The organism is Buchnera sp. (in: enterobacteria), assembly GCF_056343165.1.
Map to the genome: position 1 here is coordinate 14,978 of NZ_JBWHTS010000005.1, position 22,645 is coordinate 37,622.

The 22,645-nt window shown below is 26.9% G+C and carries 22 protein-coding genes and 1 tRNA gene; 9 read left to right on the top strand and 14 right to left on the bottom strand.

Going from position 1 to position 22,645, the window contains the following annotated elements:
• Nucleotides 1–162 precede the first annotated feature (162 nt).
• From pnp to greA, 12 genes are all read right to left on the bottom strand, one after another.
• The gene (gene pnp, locus ACTP5B_RS02905) at nucleotides 163–2,286 is read right to left on the bottom strand and encodes a polyribonucleotide nucleotidyltransferase (protein WP_464829862.1); all 2,124 of its coding nucleotides are present in this window, start codon (nucleotides 2,284–2,286) and stop codon (nucleotides 163–165) included.
• A gap of 167 nt (nucleotides 2,287–2,453) precedes the next feature.
• Nucleotides 2,454–2,723 carry a 30S ribosomal protein S15 gene (gene rpsO / locus ACTP5B_RS02910; RefSeq protein WP_464829864.1) on the bottom strand — a complete coding sequence of 90 codons (270 nt, stop codon included), beginning with the start codon at nucleotides 2,721–2,723 and terminating at the stop codon, nucleotides 2,454–2,456.
• Between the two features lie 103 nt (nucleotides 2,724–2,826).
• A complete protein-coding gene (gene truB / locus ACTP5B_RS02915; RefSeq protein WP_464829866.1) occupies nucleotides 2,827–3,765 on the bottom strand; it encodes a tRNA pseudouridine(55) synthase TruB in 939 nt (312 codons plus the stop codon).
• Nucleotides 3,766–4,161 (bottom strand): 30S ribosome-binding factor RbfA, encoded by a 396-nt coding sequence (gene rbfA, locus ACTP5B_RS02920; protein ID WP_464829867.1) that lies wholly within the window; start codon nucleotides 4,159–4,161, stop codon nucleotides 3,766–3,768. It abuts the gene before it with no gap.
• 44 nt (nucleotides 4,162–4,205) lie between these two features.
• The gene (gene infB / locus ACTP5B_RS02925; protein ID WP_464829869.1) at nucleotides 4,206–6,842 is read right to left on the bottom strand and encodes a translation initiation factor IF-2; all 2,637 of its coding nucleotides are present in this window, start codon (nucleotides 6,840–6,842) and stop codon (nucleotides 4,206–4,208) included.
• A 16-nt stretch (nucleotides 6,843–6,858) separates the two neighbouring features.
• Nucleotides 6,859–8,349 (bottom strand): transcription termination factor NusA, encoded by a 1,491-nt coding sequence (gene nusA, locus ACTP5B_RS02930; protein ID WP_464829871.1) that lies wholly within the window; start codon nucleotides 8,347–8,349, stop codon nucleotides 6,859–6,861.
• Nucleotides 8,350–8,695: 346 nt separating this feature from the next.
• A tRNA-Leu gene (locus tag ACTP5B_RS02935) sits at nucleotides 8,696–8,778 on the bottom strand.
• Nucleotides 8,779–8,819: 41 nt separating this feature from the next.
• Entirely contained in the window at nucleotides 8,820–9,149 is a 330-nt protein-coding gene (gene secG / locus ACTP5B_RS02940) for a preprotein translocase subunit SecG (protein WP_464829872.1), read from the bottom strand.
• 133 nt (nucleotides 9,150–9,282) lie between these two features.
• Nucleotides 9,283–10,617, bottom strand: coding sequence for a phosphoglucosamine mutase (gene glmM, locus ACTP5B_RS02945; protein ID WP_464829873.1), 1,335 nt, complete (start codon nucleotides 10,615–10,617; stop codon nucleotides 9,283–9,285).
• 231 nt (nucleotides 10,618–10,848) lie between these two features.
• The gene (gene ftsH, locus ACTP5B_RS02950) at nucleotides 10,849–12,684 is read right to left on the bottom strand and encodes an ATP-dependent zinc metalloprotease FtsH (protein WP_464829875.1); all 1,836 of its coding nucleotides are present in this window, start codon (nucleotides 12,682–12,684) and stop codon (nucleotides 10,849–10,851) included.
• Nucleotides 12,685–12,749: 65 nt separating this feature from the next.
• Nucleotides 12,750–13,370, bottom strand: coding sequence for a 23S rRNA (uridine(2552)-2'-O)-methyltransferase RlmE (gene rlmE / locus ACTP5B_RS02955; RefSeq protein WP_464829876.1), 621 nt, complete (start codon nucleotides 13,368–13,370; stop codon nucleotides 12,750–12,752).
• Between the two features lie 76 nt (nucleotides 13,371–13,446).
• Nucleotides 13,447–13,926, bottom strand: a complete 480-nt coding sequence (greA, locus tag ACTP5B_RS02960) for a transcription elongation factor GreA (RefSeq protein ID WP_464829878.1) — start codon at nucleotides 13,924–13,926, stop codon at nucleotides 13,447–13,449.
• A 511-nt stretch (nucleotides 13,927–14,437) separates the two neighbouring features.
• Between greA and ACTP5B_RS02965 the strand changes: the two genes are divergently transcribed.
• The 5 genes from ACTP5B_RS02965 (at nucleotide 14,438) to cgtA (ending at nucleotide 17,856) form a co-directional block, all read left to right on the top strand.
• Nucleotides 14,438–14,707, top strand: a complete 270-nt coding sequence (locus ACTP5B_RS02965; protein WP_464829880.1) for a BolA family protein — start codon at nucleotides 14,438–14,440, stop codon at nucleotides 14,705–14,707.
• Between the two features lie 32 nt (nucleotides 14,708–14,739).
• Nucleotides 14,740–15,990, top strand: coding sequence for a UDP-N-acetylglucosamine 1-carboxyvinyltransferase (murA, locus tag ACTP5B_RS02970; RefSeq protein ID WP_464829881.1), 1,251 nt, complete (start codon nucleotides 14,740–14,742; stop codon nucleotides 15,988–15,990).
• 121 nt (nucleotides 15,991–16,111) lie between these two features.
• Nucleotides 16,112–16,438, top strand: a complete 327-nt coding sequence (gene rplU, locus ACTP5B_RS02975; RefSeq protein ID WP_464829883.1) for a 50S ribosomal protein L21 — start codon at nucleotides 16,112–16,114, stop codon at nucleotides 16,436–16,438.
• A gap of 4 nt (nucleotides 16,439–16,442) precedes the next feature.
• The gene (rpmA, locus tag ACTP5B_RS02980; protein WP_464829884.1) at nucleotides 16,443–16,697 is read left to right on the top strand and encodes a 50S ribosomal protein L27; all 255 of its coding nucleotides are present in this window, start codon (nucleotides 16,443–16,445) and stop codon (nucleotides 16,695–16,697) included.
• 154 nt (nucleotides 16,698–16,851) lie between these two features.
• Nucleotides 16,852–17,856 carry an Obg family GTPase CgtA gene (cgtA, locus tag ACTP5B_RS02985; protein WP_464829886.1) on the top strand — a complete coding sequence of 335 codons (1,005 nt, stop codon included), beginning with the start codon at nucleotides 16,852–16,854 and terminating at the stop codon, nucleotides 17,854–17,856.
• 62 nt (nucleotides 17,857–17,918) lie between these two features.
• Here cgtA and rpsI read toward each other — a convergent pair whose 3' ends face one another.
• On the bottom strand, nucleotides 17,919–18,311 hold the full coding sequence (gene rpsI, locus ACTP5B_RS02990) for a 30S ribosomal protein S9 (RefSeq protein WP_464829887.1): 393 nt from the start codon (nucleotides 18,309–18,311) through the stop codon (nucleotides 17,919–17,921).
• A 20-nt stretch (nucleotides 18,312–18,331) separates the two neighbouring features.
• Nucleotides 18,332–18,760 (bottom strand): 50S ribosomal protein L13, encoded by a 429-nt coding sequence (gene rplM / locus ACTP5B_RS02995; protein WP_464829889.1) that lies wholly within the window; start codon nucleotides 18,758–18,760, stop codon nucleotides 18,332–18,334.
• A 263-nt stretch (nucleotides 18,761–19,023) separates the two neighbouring features.
• On the opposite strand from rplM, the gene ACTP5B_RS03000 reads away from it, so the two are divergent.
• The 4 genes from ACTP5B_RS03000 (at nucleotide 19,024) to rimM (ending at nucleotide 22,633) form a co-directional block, all read left to right on the top strand.
• Nucleotides 19,024–20,181 (top strand): chorismate mutase, encoded by a 1,158-nt coding sequence (locus tag ACTP5B_RS03000; protein WP_464829890.1) that lies wholly within the window; start codon nucleotides 19,024–19,026, stop codon nucleotides 20,179–20,181.
• A 196-nt stretch (nucleotides 20,182–20,377) separates the two neighbouring features.
• A complete protein-coding gene (gene ffh, locus ACTP5B_RS03005) occupies nucleotides 20,378–21,733 on the top strand; it encodes a signal recognition particle protein (RefSeq protein WP_464829892.1) in 1,356 nt (451 codons plus the stop codon).
• 119 nt (nucleotides 21,734–21,852) lie between these two features.
• Nucleotides 21,853–22,101: a 30S ribosomal protein S16 gene (rpsP, locus tag ACTP5B_RS03010; RefSeq protein WP_464829894.1), complete on the top strand. Its 249-nt coding sequence runs from the start codon at nucleotides 21,853–21,855 to the stop codon at nucleotides 22,099–22,101.
• Between the two features lies 1 nt (nucleotide 22,102).
• Nucleotides 22,103–22,633, top strand: coding sequence for a ribosome maturation factor RimM (rimM, locus tag ACTP5B_RS03015; RefSeq protein WP_464829902.1), 531 nt, complete (start codon nucleotides 22,103–22,105; stop codon nucleotides 22,631–22,633).
• The last annotated feature ends 12 nt before the right edge of the window (nucleotides 22,634–22,645 follow it).

Here is a 22,645-nt window from a genome sequence, read left to right on the forward strand (position 1 = left end):
AGTTTATTTTTAAACATTATATGTGTACATATTATATAATGATTATCTTAAAATAAAATAAATTAAGTCTATATTGTTTATATTTATATGGTACTATTTGAAAAGAGATAAATCTATATTTTATTAAAAAAATATAAACAATATTTGAATAAAATAATTATATCAGATAATAGTATTATTTATTGATTTACTAGAAATAACAGAGTGTTCTATCTCTTTAATACTTAATCTTAATCGACCTTGACGATCTATTTCTAAAACTTTTACAGATATTATTTGATCGATTTTTAAATGATTAGATACTTTGTCTACTCTTTTATCAGAAATCTGTGAAATATGTACTAAACCTTCTTTCCCTAAACCGATAGAGACAAAAGCTCCAAAATCAACAATACGAGTAACTTTTCCAGAATAAATACGACCAACTTCAATTTCAGCTGTAATTTCTTCGATTCTACGGATTGCATTTTTTGCTTTTTCTTTCATAGTAGATGATATTTTTACTGTTCCATCGTCTTCAATTTCAATAATTGTTCCAGTTTCTTCAGTTAGCATACGAATGACAGAACCTCCTTTACCTATAACATCCTTTATTTTTTCAGGATTTATTTTTATAGTATGAATACGAGGTGCAAATTCAGAAATTTCTTTTCTAGATTTGTTTAATGCTTGATTCATAACATTTAAAATATGTAGTCTAGCTGATCTCGCTTCGTTTAAAGCTTCATGTATAATTTCATTAGTAATCCCTTCAATTTTCATGTCCATTTGCAAAGCCGTAATGCCTTTTTCCGTACCAGAAACTTTAAAATCCATATCACCTAAATGATCTTCATCTCCTAAAATATCCGAAAGTAAAACATATTGATTTCCTTCTTTAACCAAACCCATTGCTATCCCAGCAACAGCAGATTGTATAGGCACTCCAGCATCCATTAGTGCTAAAGAAGCACCACAAACCGAGGCCATAGAAGAAGAACCATTAGATTCAGTAATTTCAGATACTACTCGAATAGTATAAGGAAAATCTTCTAATTCAGGCATTACTGCCAAAAGACTTCTTTTAGCAAGTCGACCATGGCCAATTTCTCGTCTTTTAGGCGAGCCTACTATTCCTATTTCTCCAACAGAATATGGAGGAAAATTATAATGAAATAAAAAATTATCTATTCTATCTCCTAATAGCTCATCTAAATTTTGTGCATCTCGAGATGTTCCTAAAGTCACTGAAACTAAAGATTGAGTTTCTCCTCTAGTGAATAAAGCAGAACCATGTGTTCGAGGTAAAACACCAGTTCGAACATCTAAGGCGCGAATCATGTCTTTTTCACGTCCATCAATGCGTAATTGATTAGTTAATACACGTTTTCGGACAATTTTTTTTTCGATTTTTTCAAAAATATCTTCTATTTCTAATATCTCTATATTAGAATTTTCTTCTAAAATTAATTTAATTATATCTTCCTTGAGACTATTTAATTTTTCGATTCTTTCTTGTTTGTTAAAAATAAAATAAGCATTGTTTATATCTTTTTCAAACAAGTTAATTATTTTCGATTCTAAAATTTTATTTGTTTCTGGATAAGAGATCACCCAAGGTAACTTGCTTGCTTCATTTGATAAAGAACGAATATTATTAATTACTACTTGTTGTTGTTGATGACCAAATATAATAGCTCCAAGAATTTGTTCCTCACTAAGTATTTTAGACTCAGCTTCTACCATAAGAATAGCATTTTGCGTGCCTGAGACTACTAAATCTAAAGAACTATTTTTCATATCATCGCTAATAGGATTTAAAACATATTGATTATTAATATAACCTACTCTAGCAGCACCTACTGGCCCGTAAAATGGAATTCCTGATAAACTAAGTGCAGCAGACGCGCCTATAATAGAAATGATATCAGGATTAATCTGAGGATTAACGGATACTACTGTAGCAATTATTTGAATTTCATTGAAAAAATTTTTAGGAAATAATGGACGAATAGGTCGATCTATTAATCTAGCTGTTAATATTTCATTTTCACTAGGTCGTCCTTCTCTTCTAAAAAAACCACCAGGTATACGACCTGCTGCATACGTACGTTCTTGATAATTAACAGTAAGTGGAAAAAATTTCTGCCCTATATGTATTTTCTTTTGTCCAACAACAGTTACAAAAACTGCTGTATCATCCATGCTAGCCATAACAGCGGCTGTAGCTTGCCGCGCCATCACACCTGTTTCTAAAGTAATTGTATGTTGCCCATATTGAAATTTGCGTATAATTGGATTTAACAAAATAATATCCTTAACATGAAACTAATTTTTTAATAAAAAATTAGTATTTAATCTAAAAAAACTTAAATAAAACTGTAAAAAAAGGGCTAATAAAGCCCTTTTCAAAAAATTATTTTTGTTTTTTGTTAATATAAAATTTTTAATTGTTTAATTTTTATAAAAATTACTTATCGTCTTAAATTTAGATCTTCAATTAGATTAGCATAACGCGATATATTTTTTTTCTTTAAATAATCCAATAATTTACGACGTTTTGATACCATATTTAAAAGACCTCTACGACTACAATGATCTTTTTTATGTAAAGCAAAATGTTTCTGAAGATGATTAATTTGATTTGTTAACAATACAACTTGTACTTCTGTTATTCCACTATTATTTTCAGATTTACCATATTTTAAAATAATTTTTTTTGTATCTATTGCTGATAAAGACATATAATGATACTCCCTGTATTTAAAACTACATTAAATCATTTCTAACTTGATTATCTTATTTTAAAATAATATCATGCGCATCTTAAATTTAATAGCGAATAACTTAATTAGAAAATATAGAAACTAAACGATGTGGAATTAATAATTCTTCTGTATTAATTTTTCCTAATCCAAGAAATTCTTTATTTTCTTTTTCTATCACACGAACTAAACTATTTTTTATATTAGAACAAAAATTTACTCTTTGTCCTAATCTAAAATGATATGACTCTTTAAGAGAAAGATAGACTTTAGGTAAAAAAGATACCGGACTATCTATTGGCATCAATAAATTATCTATATTTTTAAAAAAGTTAATATCATTAACTTTTTTCATATTCAACAATTCATATAAATCAGAAATTTTTACTAATTTTGAATAAAGATATGAAGCTACCTGTAAACGTCTCAAAAAAATAACATGAGCACCGCAACCTAATTTTTCTCCTAAATCATCAATGAGTGTTCGGATATACGTTCCTTTTGAACAAAATATTTTAAATTCAATTAAGTTTTTTTCTTGATGAATAGAATATATATTGTATATAGTTACTCTTCTGATACCACGTGGAACTTTCAATCCTCGACGTGCATATTTATATAAAGGTATACCATTATGTTTAATTGCTGAATACATTGAAGGAATTTGTTCAATTGTACCAATTAATTCTCTGATAGATAAATCTAATTTGCATGAAGTAAATAAAATAGGACGCTTTTTAATTATAATTCCATCAGAATCAGATGTAGATGTTTTTTCACCTAATTTAGCAATGACATGATATCGTTTGTTAGATTCTGTTAGATAATTTGCAAATTTCGTACATTCACCAAAACAAATTGGCAACATACCTGTTGCTAAAGGATCTAAAGTTCCAATATAACCTGCTTTTTTCGCATTAAAAATCATTTTAACTTTCTGCAAAGCATTGTTAGAAGAAATACCTTTAGGTTTATCAAGCAAAAAAAGTCCATGAACATTACGTTTTTTATAAAAAAACATCTATTGTCCTTTTATTTCATTGATATAAAATTTATTATTCTTTTTTTTTAAATTTTCTAAAATAAAAGAAATTTTATTGCCTTTTAAAAAAGAATCGTCATGATAAAAAATAATATTTGGAATAATTCTTAATTTCATTTTTTTACATAATAACTTCCGAATATAACCAGTAGATTTATTTAAGATAATTATTTTTTTTTCTATATTAAATTCATCATGCATCCGAAGAAAACTAACAAATACTTGAGCATGAGATAAATCTTTGGAAACTTTTACATCAGAAACTGTTATTATTGTGCTAATACGTGGATCTTTAAGTGAATATTGTATGATTAAAGCTATTTTTTTTTGTAGTTCTTGTGCAACACGCACAGACCGATTAAATAATTTTTCCATAAAAATTTTACCATATTAAATATATACAAAATATACATCATGGTTTATAAAGTTCTTTTAATTTCTTTTACTTCAAAAACTTCTATAATATCTCCAATACGTATGTCATCATAATTTTTTATACCGATCCCGCATTCTAATCCATTACGTATCTCATTTACATCTTCTTTAAAACGACGTAATGACTCTAATTCACCTTTATATATGACTATATTATCTCTTAATATATGAATAGGATTGCTGCGTTTAATTATTCCTTCCATAACCATACAGCCAGCAATTAAACTAAATTTAGGAGATTTAAATATATTTCTTACTTCAGCTAGACCAATAATATTTTCTTTATATTCAGGTGATAAAAGACCTGTCATAGAAGATTTAACTTCATCAAGTAAATTGTAAATTACTGAATAATATCGAAGATCTAGATGTTCTGAATTAATTATTTTTTTAGCAGAAGAATCTGCACGAACATTAAATCCCAAAATAATAGCATTTGAAGCTAGTGCTAAAGAAGCATCTGTTTCTGTAATACCGCCGATACCTAATCCTATTATTTTTATTTTTACTTCATTAGTCGATAGCTTCAATAAAGCTCCAGAAATAGCTTCTAAAGAACCTTGCACATCAGATTTAAGAATAATTTTTAACTCAGAAACATTATCTTTATGTATGTTATCAAACATATTTTCTAAATTTGCTCTATTCTGATTTGATAATTTCATTTCACGTGATTTTTCTTTTCTATAACAAGCTACTTCTCTTGCTTTTTTCTCATTACGAACTACAGTAACCATATCTCCTGAAAAAGGAACTTTAGATAAGCCCAAAATTTCTACTGGAATAGAAGGTCCTGCACTTAAAACTTCTTTCCCGCTTGCATCTCGTAAAGATTTAACACGACCATATTCAAACCCGCATAATATTATATCGCCTTTATTTAATTTTCCTTTTTTGACTAATACAGTAGCTATTGCCCCGCGACCTTTATCTAGAAAAGATTCTATAACAACACCTTCAGCCATTCCAGTAGGTACTGCTTTTAATTCTAACATTTCTGCTTGCAGTAAAATTGAATTTAATAGTCTATCAATACCTTTTCCTGTTTTTGCAGAAACAGATACAAATATATTTTCACCCCCCCATTCTTCTGAAAGAATATTATATTTTGTTAAATCATTTCTTATTTTATTAATATCAGTATCTATTTTATCAATTTTATTAATAGCTACTATTACAGGCACATTAGCTTCTTTTGCATGTTGAATAGCTTCAACTGTTTGTGGCATGACTCCATCATCCGCCGCTACAACTAAAATAACAATATCAGTGACTTGAACTCCGCGAGATCTCATTGCAGTAAATGCGGAATGTCCAGGTGTATCTAAAAAAGTAATTGAACCTGAATTAGTCTTCACATGATAAGCGCCAATATTTTGTGTGATACCACCAGCTTCATAAAATGCTGTTTTTGTTGAGCGAATGTAATCTAATAATGATGTTTTACCATGATCAACGTGTCCCATGATAGTAACTATTGGAGCTCTAACAATAGAAATATTATTTCCTGTATCACGATCTTTCATGATTAATTCTTCTAATTCATTTTCTCTATGTATGATAACTTTATGTCCCATTTCTTCTGCAATCAACTGAGCTGTGTCCTGATCAAGAATGTGATTAATACTGCCTACAATTCCCATGTTCATCATATTTTTAATAACGTGAGAACTTTTAATAGCCATTTTATTTGCTAAATCAGATACAGAAATTTTATTGCTAATAATAACATCTCTATTAATAATAGATTCAGGTTTTTGAAAAACTTGTTGCAATACAACAGGTTTATTCTTTTGTTTGCTATTTTTTTTATTGCGATTAGAAATGCGAACTTCTTCTTTATGATTTTTTCCATTATGAAAATTTTTATTATTTTTCTTTTGACGATAATTTTTTAAAATTCGACCATGATTTCTTTTATCTATTTCTATTTCTCGATCGTCATCATCCTCAGATTGACGAGTATTTAGAAATGTTGTCAAACGATAGTCTTTTTTTTCTTCTTTCGAAGCATGCCAAATTTCTGTTTTTTCTTTAATTCTTTTTTTATTATTTAGATCAAAAGAACTAGAATCTAAGTTTTTTTTAAATTTTTTATTTTTTTCATCTTTATTTAATATTTTAGATTTATTTATTTTCTTTAATTTTAAAGATTTAAAATCAATTTTATTTAATTCTGTTTTTTCGAAATTTTTTATATGTTTTTTTTCTATATCATTGTTTTTGATATTTTTCTTTAAAAATTTTTTCTCTTGATTTTTTAAAGATAATGTTGTTTTTATTGAAGGTTTAATTGTTCCTAATTTATTTAATACAGGTTCAGTTTCAAATTGATTATTTTTTATATAAGTTCTTTTTTTTCTAATTTCTACTTGTACCGCTTTATTTTTTCCTCCAATAGTCGAGATATTTAAAGTACTACGTGTTTTCCTCTGCAAAACAAAAGTATTTAAGAAACGTTTTTTTTTAGATTCTAAATGTTTTAATAAAAGATTTTTTTCAGTTTCATTAATGCAATTATCTGGATTTTTTATTATACCAATATCAGATAACTCTTTTATTAATTCATTAATTGATATTTTTATTTCGTTAGATAAAATTTTTAAACTTATATCTGGCATACTATTATTCCTATTATCAGACTTTATTACCAAACCAACAAATATTACGAGCAGTCATAATTAACAAACCAGCTTGTTCAGAATTTAAATTTTTAATATCAGTTAAATCATCTATTCCTTGATCAGCTAATTCTTCTAAAGTAAATATATTCTTTTCCGCTAACTGCATAGCTAAAACTTTATTCATACCATTTATTTTCAATAAATCTTCTGCTATTTTTTTTTCTTTAAATATAGTATTTTTTTTTTCTGATTCTATTAAGAGCAATTTACTTTTTGCACATTCACGTATAAGCTTTGCTTGATCTTTAGTTAAATTTTGAATTTCTAGTAATTCATGAAATGGTATATATGCTAATTCTTCAAGAGAAGAAAAACCTTCTTTTACTAAAATCTTAATAAGATTGTCATTTATATTTAAATTTTTTTTAAAAACATCAAAAGCAGCATGGGCTTCTTCTTGATGTTTAGAATTAAGATCTTCCGTGGTCATGACATTCAATTCCCAACCGCTGATTTGAGAAGCTAAACGAACATTTTGACCATTACGACCGATTGCTTGTGCTAAATTGTTATTATCTACCGCTATATCCATAGAATGACGATCTTCATCGACAATAATAGAAGATACATCAGCTGGTGCCATAGCATTTATAACAAATTGAGCAGGATTATCATCCCACAAAATAATGTCAATACGTTCTCCACCTAATTCGCTTGACACGGCTTGTACACGAGCTCCTCTCATACCTACACAAGCTCCTACTGGATCAATACGCTTATCATTAGTCTTTACTGCAATTTTAGCACGAGACCCCGGATCACGTGCCGCAGCTTTTATCTCAATTACTTCTTCTCCAATTTCAGGTACTTCTATGCGAAATAATTCAATGAGCATTTCAGTTTTTGAACGACTAATAAATAATTGAGCTCCCCGAGCTTCTGGATAAACTCCATACAAAATACCACGAACTCGATCACCTGGACGAAAGTTTTCTCTAGGTAACATGCCTTCGCGTAAAATCAATGCTTCAGCATTATTACCTAGGTCTAACATTATATTATCGCGATTAATTTTTTTAACTATACCTGTAATAATTTGACCTATATATTTACGAAATTGCTCAACTAACATTGATCGTTCTGCTTCACGAACTTTTTGAACAATTACCTGCTTCGCAGTTTGAGTTGTTATTCTATCAAAATTAACAGATTTAATTTGTTCTTCTATATAATCGTTAAGACGAAATTTTTCACCTTCAAAACATGCTGCTTCTAAAGTAATCTCTCTAGTTGGTTGAGTTACTGTTTCTACTACCATCCAACGTCGAAAAGTACTAAAAATCCCAGTCTTTCGATTGATACTTACTCTTATTTCAATTTCTTGTTCATGTTTTTTTTTAGTTGCTGTTGCCAATGCAATTTCTAAAGCTTCAAAAATTTTTTCACGTGGGAGAGATTTTTCGTTAGAAACAGCTTCAACAACAGCTAATATTTCTTTATTCATCTTAATAGAACCTCAAAATAAAAATTTTTAAAATGAGCAATTAAAACTCATTTTTCATGTATTAATTACAAAAAAATTTAATTATGAAATTAGACAATTAATACACTAATTTTTATTAATCAAGAGTTTATATAATTAATTATTACTTAATATTTAAAGACTAATTAAGCTATATTATGCAGAATAAATGTTCTAATAAAAAACCCCGAAAATTCGGGGTTTCAGGTGCACTATCACCCTATAATAAAATGATTATTGATAATCTTTACAAATTAAATACTTGAGTATGATTGATTTAAAAGATAATCGAATTATTCCAAAATATTATTCGATGATACGTTATTGATACCGAGAATGGGATTTGAACCCATACGCCTATTAGGCACTATCCCCTCAAGATAGCGTGTCTGCCAGTTTCACCATCCCGGTAAAATTTACTATAATCGTATATATTTTATATGAAACGATAATTAATCAGGTATATCAGAATTTAAATTTTTTTTATTTAAAAAATTTTTTTCTATTGTAGTTTTTTTGTGGTTGTCTTCTAAAAAAAAATCCGAATCAATTTTTCTATTATTAATGTTACACAACATAATACTTGTTACTAAAAACAAGAAACAAAGAACTTTAATAATATTTGTTATAAAACTATTGTTTCTAATATCACTGAAAAATTTAATATTATTTTTTATATTTAAATAGCCTGTATTATTTAGCCCTTTCCCAGGCTGTAGTAAAATAAAAAAAATTAGCAAAATAGAAATAAAAATAAAAAAAATTGAAAAAAACAAATGCATAAAAGACTACTTCCTTTTTCTATTTAATATTACCGATTATAATATTTTTTAAATTACATATAAATTTTTATATATAAATCATATATTCAATTTCAAAATTTATCATAACTATCATTTTTATGAAATATATAAATTAAAGCAATTGAATAGTTTCTTTAATATCATGAGCTAGCTTGTAAACTTTTGAATAATTTTCCCCCTCAACCATAATTCTAATACACGGTTCTGTACCAGATTTACGAACTAAAACACGACTATTTTTACCTAAAAAATCTTTATATCGTGAAAGAATATTTTTTATTTTTATATTTTCATTTAAATTTTCATCTTTTTTTACGAAAATATTTAACAAAATTTGAGGAAATAATTTTATTTGATGCGATAAATTATACAACGTCATGTTATTCTTGATCATAATCAACAAGACCTGTAAACTAGCAATAATTCCATCACCAGTAGTGTGTTTGTCTAATAAAATAATATGACCTGATTTTTCAGCTCCTAAAATTGATTTTTTTTCTTTAATTTTTTGATATACACTACGATCTCCTGTTGGCGCAGTATAAAAAGGAATCCCAAGTTTTTTTAAACTTAAAATTACACCCGTATTAGTCATTAAAGTACCTACAACACCACCTTTTAATTTATTTTCTTTTAAATATTCTTTTGCAATAATATAAATTATTTGATCTCCATCTACTGTATTTCCCAAATGATCTACCATTATTACACGATCCCCATCCCCATCAAATGCTAAACCGATATCAGCTTTTTCTAATAAAACTAACTTTTTTAATTTTGTAATATTAGTAGATCCTGAATTCTCATTTATATTTACACCATTGGGATTAATAGAAATTGTTATAACTTTTGCACCTAAATCTTGAAAAATCTTAGGTGCTATATTGAAAGTCGAACCATTAGCGCAATCTACAATAATAGTAAATTTCGATAAATTTAAATCTTTAGGAAAGGTGTTTTTACAAAAGTTAATATATTGATTTTCAGGATCTATAATATTATTAGAAAAACCAAAATTTGTATTATCAGGATAAAAAAAAGTATCTTTTATTTTTTTTTCAATAGAACATTCTACTTGTTTAGTTAGTTTTATTCCATTTTTATAGAAAATTTTTATTCCGTTGTCATAAAAAAAATTATGAGAAGCTGAAATTACAATTCCGGCAGAAGCATTAAAAGATTTAGTAAAATATGCAATTGCTGAAGTAGGGATACAATTGGCTAGTAAAGTAGACACTCCTGTGGATAAAATACCAAATTCTAAAATAGACTGTAACATAGATCCCGAAACACGTGTATCTCTTCCGATAATAATTTTTTTTGTTTTATTTTTACCTAAAACTGTTCCAATTGACCATCCTAATTTTAACAAAAAGTTTGGTGTAATCGGATTCACTCCTACTTTTCCCCGGATGCCATCTGTTTTAAAATATTGCAAAAAAGTCATAATACTTTCATTCCTATATTATTTAAAAATAATTATATTTTGCAATAAATTATAATAAATTTTACTTTTTTATTAAAAATAAGATGAAGTTATAATAATTTTATCACTTCATCTTATTTTAAGATACATCAAATGAAGGAATGTTAAAATTTATCAAATTAATATTTTTTTAAAATAAAACTTTTATTAAAATATATAAAAAATATATTTATCTGTCTAATATTAAAGAAATTATTTATTTACATCTGGCTCTATCCATCCCTTTGGTTTTCTCACTTCTTTTCTTTTCATTAAATCATCAATTTGAAAAGCATCAATAGTCTCGTATTTTATTAATGCTTCTTTCATAGCATGTAATATATCAATGTTTTCATTTAAAATATTTCGAGCTCTACTATAATTAATTTCAATTAACAATTTTACTTCTTCATCAATAATTCTAGCTGTTTCATCAGACATATGTTTTGCTTTAGCTACTGAACGACCTAAAAATACTTCACCTTCTTCTTCAGCGTATAATAAAGGTCCTAATTTTTCTGAGAAACCCCATTGAGTTACCATATTTCGTGCTAAATTTGTAGCTATTTTAATATCATTATAAGCACCAGTAGAAACATTATCAGCGCCATAAATAATTTCTTCTGCTAAACGACCACCATATAAAGTGGATATTTGACTTTCTAACTTTTGACGACTAATACTAAGAGTATCAGATTCCGGCAAAAAAAATGTAACACCTAATGCTCGTCCTCTAGGAATAATAGTTACTTTATGTGCAGGATCATGATTAGGAACTAACCTTCCAATAATAACATGACCAGCTTCATGATATGCCGTAGATTCTTTTTGAAAATCGCTCATAACCATCGACTTTCTTTCAGAACCCATCATCATTTTATCTTTTGCTCTTTCAAATTCCAACATAGAAACTACCCGGCAATCAAGTCTAGCTGCAAAAAGAGCTGCTTCGTTAACTAAATTAGCCAAATCCGCACCTGAAAAACCTGGTGTTCCACGTGCAATAATCATAGGATCTACATCTTTGGATAAAGGAACTTTTCTCATATGTACTTTTAAAATTTGTTCTCTTCCACGAATATCTGGCAGTGCTACGATAACTTGACGATCAAAACGACCAGGACGCAAGAGAGCCGGGTCTAAAACATCAGGTCTATTAGTAGCTGCTATTAAAATAATACCTTCATTTCCGTCGAAACCATCCATTTCTACTAACATTTGATTGAGTGTTTGTTCTCTTTCGTCATGTCCCCCACCCAATCCAGCACCCCTTTGACGTCCTACAGCATCAATTTCGTCAATAAAAATTATACATGGTGCAGATTTCCTGGAATGTTCAAACATATCTCTTACTCTTGAAGCCCCGACGCCAACAAACATTTCAACAAAATCGGAACCAGAGATAGTAAAAAAAGGGACTTTAGCTTCTCCAGCTATTGCTTTAGCAAGCAATGTTTTACCAGTACCAGGCGGACCAACCATTAATATACCCTTAGGAATTTTACCTCCTAATTTTTGAAAACGACTGGGCTCTTTAAGATATTCTACTAATTCACTAACTTCTTCTTTAGCTTCATCACATCCCGCAACATCTGCAAAGGTAGTTTTAATTTGATCTTCTGATAGCATACGTGCTTTACTCTTACCAAATGACATTGCACCTTTTCCACCACCCATTTGCATTTGACGCATAAAAAAAATCCAAACACCAATAAGTAATAACATCGGAAACCAAGATATAAGAATTGAAACAAGAAGACTTGGTTCTTCAGGCATTGCTCCAACAATTTTAACTTTTTTTGTCAGAAGATTATCTAAAAGTTTAGGATCGTTAATAGGAATACAGGTAGTGTACTTGCTACTATCTTTTTTAGTAACACTAATCACACGTCCGTTAATATATGCTTCACGGACCTGATCTTGATTTACTTCTGATAGAAAAGTCGAATAATCAACTCTATGATTATTGATATCATTAGTATTAAAAGTTTGAAAAATAGACATCAATATTACTGTGATAACTAACCAGAAGATCAGGTTTTTAACCATGTCACTCAAAGGAACAACCTCTCATGGAATCTATATTTTAAAAACAACACAGATTATTATAATTTTTATCTGGTTGCTAGAATGAATACCTCTCGAGATCTTGTTCGAGAAGTTTTAGGTTTGCAAATTTTAGTTTTTGTAAATAATGTTTTAATTTCTTTGTATAATTCATTAAAACCTTCTCCATGAAATGATTTTAGCAAAAAAATACCATTTTTAGACAAAACATAATTTGATATTTTTAATGCTAACTTAGACAAGTCAATAATATTTGGCATATCAATACAACAATTACCTGTCATATTAGGAGCCATATCTGACATCACTAAATGAAATTTAGTATTACTTAAAGAACTAAGCATCAAATTTAATGTTTTTTTATTACGAAAATCTCCTTGAAAAATATTAACACCAGTTATTGGTTTAATAGGTAATATATCACAAGCTATAACACGTCCTTTTTTTCCTATTTTACTAATAGCATATTGAGACCAACTTCCAGGAGCAGCACCTAAATCAATAACATTCATACCAATTTTAAATAATTTATTAATTTTATCTAATTGTTCCAATTTAAACCAAGCTCTTGAACGTATATTATTTTTTTTTGCTTCCTTGACATATTGATCTTGAAAATGTTCTAATAACCAACGATTAGAACTACTTGACTTTTTTTTAGCAATCATATTTTCACTAATTTGCAATCAATTTTTTAATAAAAAAAATTTTAAACAATCTTAATTAAACTCACAATGCTTAAAACTATATATAATTTATTTTTAAAATCTGATATTCTACATCACCACCTGGTGTACATATAGTTGCAACATCATTAATTTTTTTTCCAATAAGACCTCTTGCTATTGGAGAATTAATAGAAATCAAATTTTTTTTAAAATCAGATTCATCATCACCAACAATTTGATAAGTAAATTTTTCATTATTTCTTATATTCAAAATACTGACTGTTGAACCAAAAATTACTCGACCATTATTAGATATTTTTGTTATATCTATAATTTGAGAATTAGATAATTTTAACTCAATTTCTTTAATACGTCCTTCACAAAAACTCTGTTCTTCACGAGCTGAATGATATTCAGCATTTTCTTTTAAATCACCATGTTCTCTAGCTTCTGCTATTGCTGTAATAATACGCGGACGTTTTATATTTTTTAATTTTTGCAGTTCTTGACGCAGTTTCTCTGCTCCTCTTACAGTCATTGGAATTAAATTAATCATGTAAATACTCCACTATTTTATTGGTCAATATTTTAAAAATAATTTCTAAAAGTGAAAAAATATTTTTTAAAATTCAAAAAAATGATAAATTATACTTCTGTAATTAATCAAATTATATATTTTATAGTTTATAACTATTAATATTTTCTATATTTAATCTATTAATAAGATCTTCTATAAAAATTTTATATTTTAAAATGATAAAATAGAATTTTATCTGATCATGTTTCACAAATTACAAAAAGACATTTAAAATACATTGGAAATAAAAATATTATATTTTTTAAATAATTTATTTAAGTGATTTAAAAAATTATTTATTGTATTTCATGTAAAAAATATATATTTCAACATTAAAATATATTGATCTATTTTAAAGTAAAAAATAAAATTTATCAAAATTTTAAGAGTTTAGTTGTATACTTATAAATTCTCAATTCACAGAAGAATATTAATTATTACTTCATGATTTTAAGCCATTTCATTTACTCAATTAAAAGCATATTAAAAAATGAATAATCAAGATATAAAATCATTACTTATTACAAAACTAAATCTAGAAAAAGCTTACATTACAGGAGATAACAATCACATTAAGATCATTGCAATAGGAAATATTTTTAAAGGTATTAGTCAAGTGAAAAGACAGCAAACAGTTTACACACCTTTAATAAATATAATTACAGAAAAACATATTCATGCAGTTTCTATACTGTCTTATACCCCAGAAGAATGGGAAAAGAAAAACAAAATACATACTTCTAATCATCTATTAAAATAAAAAATATTAATGCAATAGAGATTTATTAATGTATGAATAAATTATATGTGGAAGGAAATAAAAGTTTAAATGGTAACGTTATTATTTCAGGTTCTAAAAATGCAGCTTTACCAATTTTATTTATGACTATATTAACAGAAGACAAAATAAAAATTAGTAATGTTCCCAATTTAACTGATATTAAAATAACAATTAAATTACTTAAATATTTAGGAGTAAAAATACAATATCAAAAAACGTTATGTATTGATGCAAGCTCAATAAATATTTTTCATGCTCCATATTATCTAATTAAAAAAATTAGAGCTTCAATCTGGATATTAGGTCCTCTTCTAGCACGTTTTGGTAAAGCAAAAATATTTTTACCTGGGGGATGTAAAATTGGTAGCAGACCTGTGGATTTACATCTAAACGGTTTGATGCAGTTAGGTGCAAAAATTGATTTAAAAGACAATTGTATTAATGCTTTTGTCAAAGGCCGTTTACAGGGGAAATATATTTTAATGGAAAAAGTCAGTGTTGGCGCTACCATTACAATTATGAGTGCAGCTACTTTAGCTGAAGGTTCTACAATAATTGATAACGCTGCTTGTGAACCAGAAATTATCGATACCGCAAAATTTTTAAATACTTTAGGTGCTAATATTATTGGCGCAGGTAGTAATAAAATACATATTAAAGGTGTTTTAAAATTAAATGGTGGTAGACATCGAGTGATTCCAGATAGAATTGAAACAGGAACATTCTTGGTAGCTGCCGCTGCTTCTCAAGGTCATATAATTTGCCATAAAACTGAACCTAAACACTTAAAAAGTGTATTAATAAAACTAACTGAAGCTGGAGCAAAAATTCAAACAGGAAAAGACTGGATTAAATTAGACATGAGGGGGAGAAGACCCAAGTCTTTAAATATTTTGACTTCGCCTTATCCTGGTTTTCCAACAGACATGCAAACTCAATTTGCTTTACTGAATGCAATTTCTCAAGGTGTAGGTACTATAACAGAAACTATATTTGAAAATCGTTTTATTTATATATCCGAGTTAATTAGTATGGGAGCTAAAATAAAAATTAAAAAAAATACAATTATATCTTATGGGGTACCTAAACTGATTTCTTCTAATGTTTTTTGCAGCGATTTGAGAGCATCAGCAACATTAATATTAGCGGGTTGTATTGCCGCAGGTTTAACAATAGTGAATCATACTTATCATCTTATCAGAGGCTATGAATCATTTCCTAATAAACTAAATAAAATAGGAGCAAATATTAAAATTATATAAAAATTAATTTTTTCTGTAATATCCAATCAATTTTCAAAAAATACTATTTATTAAAAATATATTTTAATAAAAATCAATTATTTTTTATAAAAATATAAATATTAAATAACTGGAGTTTTTTATGTATGCAGTTTTTTTAAGCGGCGGAAAACAATATCGCGCAATTAAAAATCAGGTGATCAGATTAGAAAAATTAAATAATCCACTTGGTACAACTATAGAATTTAACAAAATTTTAATGGTATCTGATAAAGATTCTATAAAAATTGGTACTCCCTTTATAACTAATGGAATAATAAGAGCAAAAATTCAAAAACATGGTCGTCTAAAAAAAATTAAAATTATTAAATTTAATCGCCGTAAACATTATAAAAAACAGCAAGGTCATCGTCAACACTTTACTGACGTAAAAATTATAGAAATCAATAATATTAAAGAGGAAATTTAAATAAATGGCACATAAAAAAGCTGGTGGTTCGACTAGAAATGGACGAGATTCTAATGCGCAAAGACTAGGTGTTAAATGTTTTGGTGGTCAACTGATTAAAGCAGGCAGTATAATTGTCAAGCAACGTGGAACAAAATTTCATCCAGGTGAAAATGTAGGTTGCGGGAAAGATCATACAATTTTTGCTACTATAAAAGGAAAAGTAGAATTCAAAAAAAAAGGATTAAAAAAAAGAACATATATAAACATTGTTAATTAAACAATAAATAATTTATATATGAAAGCCCCTGCTCTAGGGGGTTTATATTTTTTTAAAATATATGATTTATTAAAAAATCACTTTATTTGAACAAATAACTCTATAAAATATTACAATAATTATTAATGTGAAAATATTATATATGGATTAAAAAATGAAATTTATCGATGAAACTATCATACAAGTTATTGCTGGAAATGGCGGAAATGGTTGCGTTAATTTTAGAAGAGAAAAATACGTTCCTAAAGGAGGTCCAGACGGTGGAGATGGCGGAGACGGCGGCGATGTTTGGTTAGAGGCCAACAATAATTTAAACACACTAATAGATCTTAGATTTAAAAAAAAATTTCAAGCAAAAAATGGACAAAATGGATCAAGTAGAAAATGCTCTGGTAAAAAAGGAGCTGATATAAAAATACATGTTCCGATAGGAACAAGAGCAATAAATCATCAAACACGAGAAACAATAGGTGATTTAATTCAACATAAGCAAAAAATACTTATTGCTAAAGGAGGTTGGCACGGATTAGGTAATGCTAGATTCAAGTCTTCAACAAATAGAAGTCCTAGACAAAGTACATTAGGTACCATAGGAGAAAAAAGAGATATACAATTAGAATTAGTTTTAATAGCTGATGTCGGAACATTAGGAATGCCTAATGTTGGAAAATCTACTTTAGTTACAAGCATATCTGGAGCTAAAACAAAAGTTGCAAATTATCCGTTTACAACATTAAATCCAGTATTAGGTAGTGTAACTGTTCAAAATAACAAAAAATTTATTATAGCGGATATTCCAGGTATAATTAAAGGGGCATCTCATGGTTCTGGATTGGGAATTCGTTTTTTAAAACATCTAGAAAGATGTAAATTGTTACTTCATGTTGTTGACTTAGTTCCTCATAATAATTGCCATCCGGCACAAAATATACGTATTGTTCTAAATGAATTAAAAAAATATAGTATAAAACTATATAATAAACCAAGATGGTTAATTTTTAACAAAATAGATTTATTGAACTTAGAAAAATTAAATAAAATAACTGATGAAATAACCAGTCAATTTAAAATAAATGAAAAATGCTATTTTATCTCTTCAGCAAAAAAAATCGGTATAAAAAAATTATGTTTTGACATAAGTCAATATTTAGAAAAATAAAAAAAAGAACTCGGTCTATTAAACAACCAAGTTCTTTTAGATCAATTATCTTTTTATTGAACTTAACGTTTAGAAAATTGTGGACGTTTCCTCGATTTTCGAAAACCAACCTTTTTACGTTCAACTTGACGTGAATCACGTGTTACAAAACCAGATTTTCTTAATTCAAAACGTAATGATTGATTATATTTAATCAAAGCACGAGTAATACCTTGACGAATTGCACCAGCTTGACCAGAAATGCCTCCGCCTTTAACCGTAATGTAAATGTTAAATTTATCTATCATATCAACTAATTCTAATGGTTGACGAACAATCATGCAAGATGTTTCACGACCAAAATATTCATTTAAAGAACGTTTGTTAACAATAATTTCTCCGTTGCCAGACCTAAGAAATACTCTAGCTGAAGAACTTTTACGACGACCCGTACCATAGTTTTGAGTTTGAATCATTTATTTTATATACCCTTTTATTAAATATTTAACAATTGTGGACATTGTGCCATATGTTCATGATTTTCATGAGAAAAAATTTTTAATTTTTTAAACATCGAACGTCCTAAAGGACCTTTCGGCAACATACCTTTTACTGCAATTTCTATTACTCTTTCTGGATGACGAGAAATCATCTCTTCAAATCTAGATTTTTTTATACCACCAACATAACCTGTATGATGATAATAAATTTTATCAGTTCGTTTTTTTCCTGTAACTAATATTTTTGAAGCATTTATAACAATGATATAATCACCAGTATCAAGATGAGGAGTATATTCTACTTTATGTTTACCTCTAAGATGAAAAGACAATATGCTTGCTAATCTTCCTAATATTTTACCAGTTGCATCTATATAATACCAATTTCTTTTAATTTGACCCGATTTAATTGAAAAAGTTTTCATATAAAACTCGATTTAAAATAATTATTTATACAGAAAATAATACTATGATTCACATTAATAAGATATAGTAAACATATTTTACTGAAATATAATTTAAAATTATTTTCATGTGTTTTTTGCAAAATTAAATTAACTGAATTAGTTATGTTTTTAAAAAATTAAATATAATTTTCTATATTTATTTTATATTTATTTTATATAAAATTTTTTGCAATATTTTATATTATATTCAGAAGTATCATATCTTTTATAGGTAATAAACTATGCCTACTCAAAATTCTTTGCTGATTTTTCGTAATGAAATCAATAATATCGATAAAAAAATAGTAAAACTATTAGCAAAAAGAAAGAATCTAGTATTAAAAATAGCTCAATCTAAAATAGAAAATAATCAAGCCATACGTGATTTAGAACGTGAAAAAAAAATATTGCAAAATTTAATTTTTTTAGCAAAAAAAAACCATCTAACGCCTGAATATATAACTCGATTGTTCCAACTGATAATTGAAGAATCTGTATCTACTCAAAAAAAATTATTACAAAAATTTTGTAATAAGCATGATTTAATTCCTAAAAATTTTTCATTTCTTGGTCCTAAAGGTTCTTACTCTCACCTTGCTGCTTGTGAATACGCAAATCGAAATTTTCAAACATGTATTACAAATGAATGCTCAACATTTGAAGAAGTAATTTTTTCGGTTGAGAATAATCAATCAGATTATGCAATTTTACCAATTGAAAACACTTGCTCCGGTTCTATTAAAGAAGTTTTTAATATTTTAAAAAATACTAATTTATTTATTATTGGAGAAATTAATATTTTTATAAATCATTGTTTGCTTGCACTAAAAAAAATTGAATTATGCAAAATAAAAACAGTGTACAGTCATCCTCAACCATTTCAACAATGTAGTAATTTTATTAATAAGTTTCCAGAATGGAATATCAAATATACTAAAAGCACAGCAGATGCAATGAAAAAAATTGTCGAATATAATGATACGACTAATGCAGCATTAGGCAGTGAAATAGGAGGTAAAATTTATAAATTAAAAACCTTGACGAAAAATTTAGCAAATAAAGAAAAAAATATTACAAGATTTATTGTATTAAATCGTAACCCTATAAAAATTTCTGAAAAAATACCAACTAAAACAACGTTAATATTTAGCACAGGACAAGAATCAGGAGCTCTAGCAAAGGTTTTATTGGTATTAAAAGAAAAAAAGCTAATCATGAAAAAATTAACTTCTCAAACAGTTTACAAAAATCCATGGGAAGAAATGTTTTATATTGACATTCAAGTGAACTTATCATCGGAATTGATGCAAGACGTTCTTAAAAAAATAAAGAATATCACTAAATTTATAAAAATTTTAGGTTGTTATCCCAGTGAAAATATAGTTCCAATAGTACCGTAAAAATTTTTTAGAATATATTATTAAAAAATAAAAAATTTTATATATTACGTATTTAAAAGTTAAATAGATTTCTAAATATTTTATTTTAACTATTTCAAATAATAAAAAATAATCATTTTTAATTAATAAATATTGATTTTGAATCTTAATTTTTATTTCAAATAAAATATTAAAAAATTTACTAAGAGTAAAAACAATGTTTAAAAATTTAACTCAACGTCTTTCAAATAGCTTTAAAAAAATTATCAATAAAGGAAGACTTACAGAAGAAAATATCAAAGATACTATACGAGAAGTTCGAAAAGCTTTATTAGAAGCAGATGTAACATTATCAGTAATAAGAAAATTTATAGAAAATGTTAAAACAAAATCAATTGGTCATGAAATAAATAAAAGTTTAACTCCTGGACAAGAATTTATAAAAATTGTTAAACATGAATTAATATTTGCTATGGGTGAAAAAAATAATTCTTTAAACTTATCTACACAACCACCTGCAGTTGTATTAGTAGTTGGTTTACAAGGAGCAGGGAAAACTACCAGTTTAGCAAAATTAGGAAAATGGATTCAAAATAAACACAAGAAAAAAATATTAATTGCATCTACTGATATTTATCGTGCAGCTGCTATTAAACAACTTAAAATATTGTCTCAGGAAATCGGAATAGATTTTTTTTCATCTGTTGAAAATCAAACACCAATAGAAATTACTGCACAGGCAATAAAATACGCAAAATTAAAATTATATGACGTTTTATTAATCGATACAGCAGGACGTTTGCATATTGATAAAAAAATGATGAATGAAATCAAAAAGATACAAAATCTATCAAATCCTATTGAAACACTCTTAGTCGTAGATGCAATGATGGGTCAAGATGCAGTAAATATGGCAAAAATATTTAATAATGATTTATTAATATCTGGTATAATATTGACTAAAACAGATGGCGATTCTAGAAGTGGTATTGCTTTATCTATGCGATATATCACTGGAAAACCAATTAAATTCATAGGAACAGGAGAAAAAATAACATCATTAGAAACATTTCATCCCGAAAGAATAGCTGATAGAATTCTAGGGATGAATGATATCATCTCTCTTATTGAAGACATTGAAGAAAAAGTAGGTCAATCCAAAATTCAACAACTTACAAAAAAAATCAAACAAGGTCATGATTTTAACTTAAATGACTTTTTAACACAAATTAAACAAATGAAAAAAATAGGAGGTTTAAATTACTTTATAGATAAGTTTTCTATGAACCAACAATTATCTAACAATATATCATTGTTAAATACAGATGAAAATACTTTAAATAAAGCTGAAGCGATGATATGTTCTATGACTCCGAAAGAAAGAAAAAAACCAATGATTATAAAGGGTTCAAGAAAACGTAGAATAGCTTTAGGTTCTGGAACACAAATACAAGATGTAAATAAATTATTAAAAAATTTTGATGATATACGAAGAATCATGAAAAAAATTAAAACTGATGGAATAACAAAAGTCATGCGAGGAATAAAAAACATGTTTCCCAAAAGATTTTAAAAATTATATAAAAATAAATTCATTAAATTCTTTACTTTTATACTATAAAAAGTGTAATTTTGTTTTTTAATTCATTGACAATAATCCTTTTAATTTAATAACTTTTAAGAAGAAAAGATATGGTAAAAATTCGTTTAGCTAGATATGGAACAAAAAAACGTCCTTTTTATAAGATGGTAGCAGCTGACAGTCGTTTTTCCAGAAATGGTCGTTTTATTGAACGTTTAGGATACTTTAATCCTATCGCTAAAGGAAAATCTGAAACATTAAAGTTAAATTTAGAACGCATTAAATACTGGATCAATCAAGGTGCTCAGATGTCAGAAAGAACTAAAAAACTAATAAAAATACTAAATTCCAAGAGGTAATATTATAAATATTAGTGTTAATAAACCAGATAAACCGTTATTGATAGGAAAAGTTGGAAAATCTTATGGGATATTAGGTTGGATAAATATTTTTTCTTTTACAGAAACAGAAGAAAAAATTTTTAATTATCTTCCCTGGTTTTTTTTTAAAGAAAAAAAATGGACAAAAGTTCAATTTGAAAATTGGAAGAAACACAAAAACAATTTTATTGTTCATATAAAAGGTATTTCTGATCGATCTATAATTAGTCGATTTACTAATTCAGACATAATGATTAGCAAATATACATTACCTAAACTCAACAAAAATGATTATTATTGGAATGATCTCATTAAATATAAAGTATTTAATTTAAAACAACATTATTTGGGAATTGTAGTTGATTTAATAAGAACAAAAAATAACGATATTCTTGTAATAAAAAATAAATCAAATATATTTAAAAAAAATATATTAATTCCATTTATTGAGAACAAAATAATAAAAAACGTGAATACTCATAATAAATTTATATTAGTACAATGGAACTAAGTTATGTATTCT

What these genes read in the sequence shown, in the direction of transcription:
- rpsO (WP_464829864.1), bottom strand. Translation starts at nt 2,723, where the DNA reads ATGTCTTTATCAGCAATAGATACAAAAAAAATTATTTTAAAATATGGT.
- truB (WP_464829866.1), bottom strand. Translation starts at nt 3,765, where the DNA reads ATGTTTTTTTATAAAAAACGTAATGTTCATGGACTTTTTTTGCTTGAT.
- rbfA (WP_464829867.1), bottom strand. Translation starts at nt 4,161, where the DNA reads ATGGAAAAATTATTTAATCGGTCTGTGCGTGTTGCACAAGAACTACAA.
- infB (WP_464829869.1), bottom strand. Translation starts at nt 6,842, where the DNA reads ATGCCAGATATAAGTTTAAAAATTTTATCTAACGAAATAAAAATATCA.
- nusA (WP_464829871.1), bottom strand. Translation starts at nt 8,349, where the DNA reads ATGAATAAAGAAATATTAGCTGTTGTTGAAGCTGTTTCTAACGAAAAA.
- secG (WP_464829872.1), bottom strand. Translation starts at nt 9,149, where the DNA reads ATGCATTTGTTTTTTTCAATTTTTTTTATTTTTATTTCTATTTTGCTA.
- glmM (WP_464829873.1), bottom strand. Translation starts at nt 10,617, where the DNA reads ATGACTTTTTTGCAATATTTTAAAACAGATGGCATCCGGGGAAAAGTA.
- ftsH (WP_464829875.1), bottom strand. Translation starts at nt 12,684, where the DNA reads ATGGTTAAAAACCTGATCTTCTGGTTAGTTATCACAGTAATATTGATG.
- rlmE (WP_464829876.1), bottom strand. Translation starts at nt 13,370, where the DNA reads ATGATTGCTAAAAAAAAGTCAAGTAGTTCTAATCGTTGGTTATTAGAA.
- greA (WP_464829878.1), bottom strand. Translation starts at nt 13,926, where the DNA reads ATGATTAATTTAATTCCAATGACTGTAAGAGGAGCAGAGAAACTGCGT.
- ACTP5B_RS02965 (WP_464829880.1), top strand. Translation starts at nt 14,438, where the DNA reads ATGAATAATCAAGATATAAAATCATTACTTATTACAAAACTAAATCTA.
- murA (WP_464829881.1), top strand. Translation starts at nt 14,740, where the DNA reads ATGAATAAATTATATGTGGAAGGAAATAAAAGTTTAAATGGTAACGTT.
- rplU (WP_464829883.1), top strand. Translation starts at nt 16,112, where the DNA reads ATGTATGCAGTTTTTTTAAGCGGCGGAAAACAATATCGCGCAATTAAA.
- rpmA (WP_464829884.1), top strand. Translation starts at nt 16,443, where the DNA reads ATGGCACATAAAAAAGCTGGTGGTTCGACTAGAAATGGACGAGATTCT.
- cgtA (WP_464829886.1), top strand. Translation starts at nt 16,852, where the DNA reads ATGAAATTTATCGATGAAACTATCATACAAGTTATTGCTGGAAATGGC.
- rpsI (WP_464829887.1), bottom strand. Translation starts at nt 18,311, where the DNA reads ATGATTCAAACTCAAAACTATGGTACGGGTCGTCGTAAAAGTTCTTCA.
- rplM (WP_464829889.1), bottom strand. Translation starts at nt 18,760, where the DNA reads ATGAAAACTTTTTCAATTAAATCGGGTCAAATTAAAAGAAATTGGTAT.
- ACTP5B_RS03000 (WP_464829890.1), top strand. Translation starts at nt 19,024, where the DNA reads ATGCCTACTCAAAATTCTTTGCTGATTTTTCGTAATGAAATCAATAAT.
- ffh (WP_464829892.1), top strand. Translation starts at nt 20,378, where the DNA reads ATGTTTAAAAATTTAACTCAACGTCTTTCAAATAGCTTTAAAAAAATT.
- rpsP (WP_464829894.1), top strand. Translation starts at nt 21,853, where the DNA reads ATGGTAAAAATTCGTTTAGCTAGATATGGAACAAAAAAACGTCCTTTT.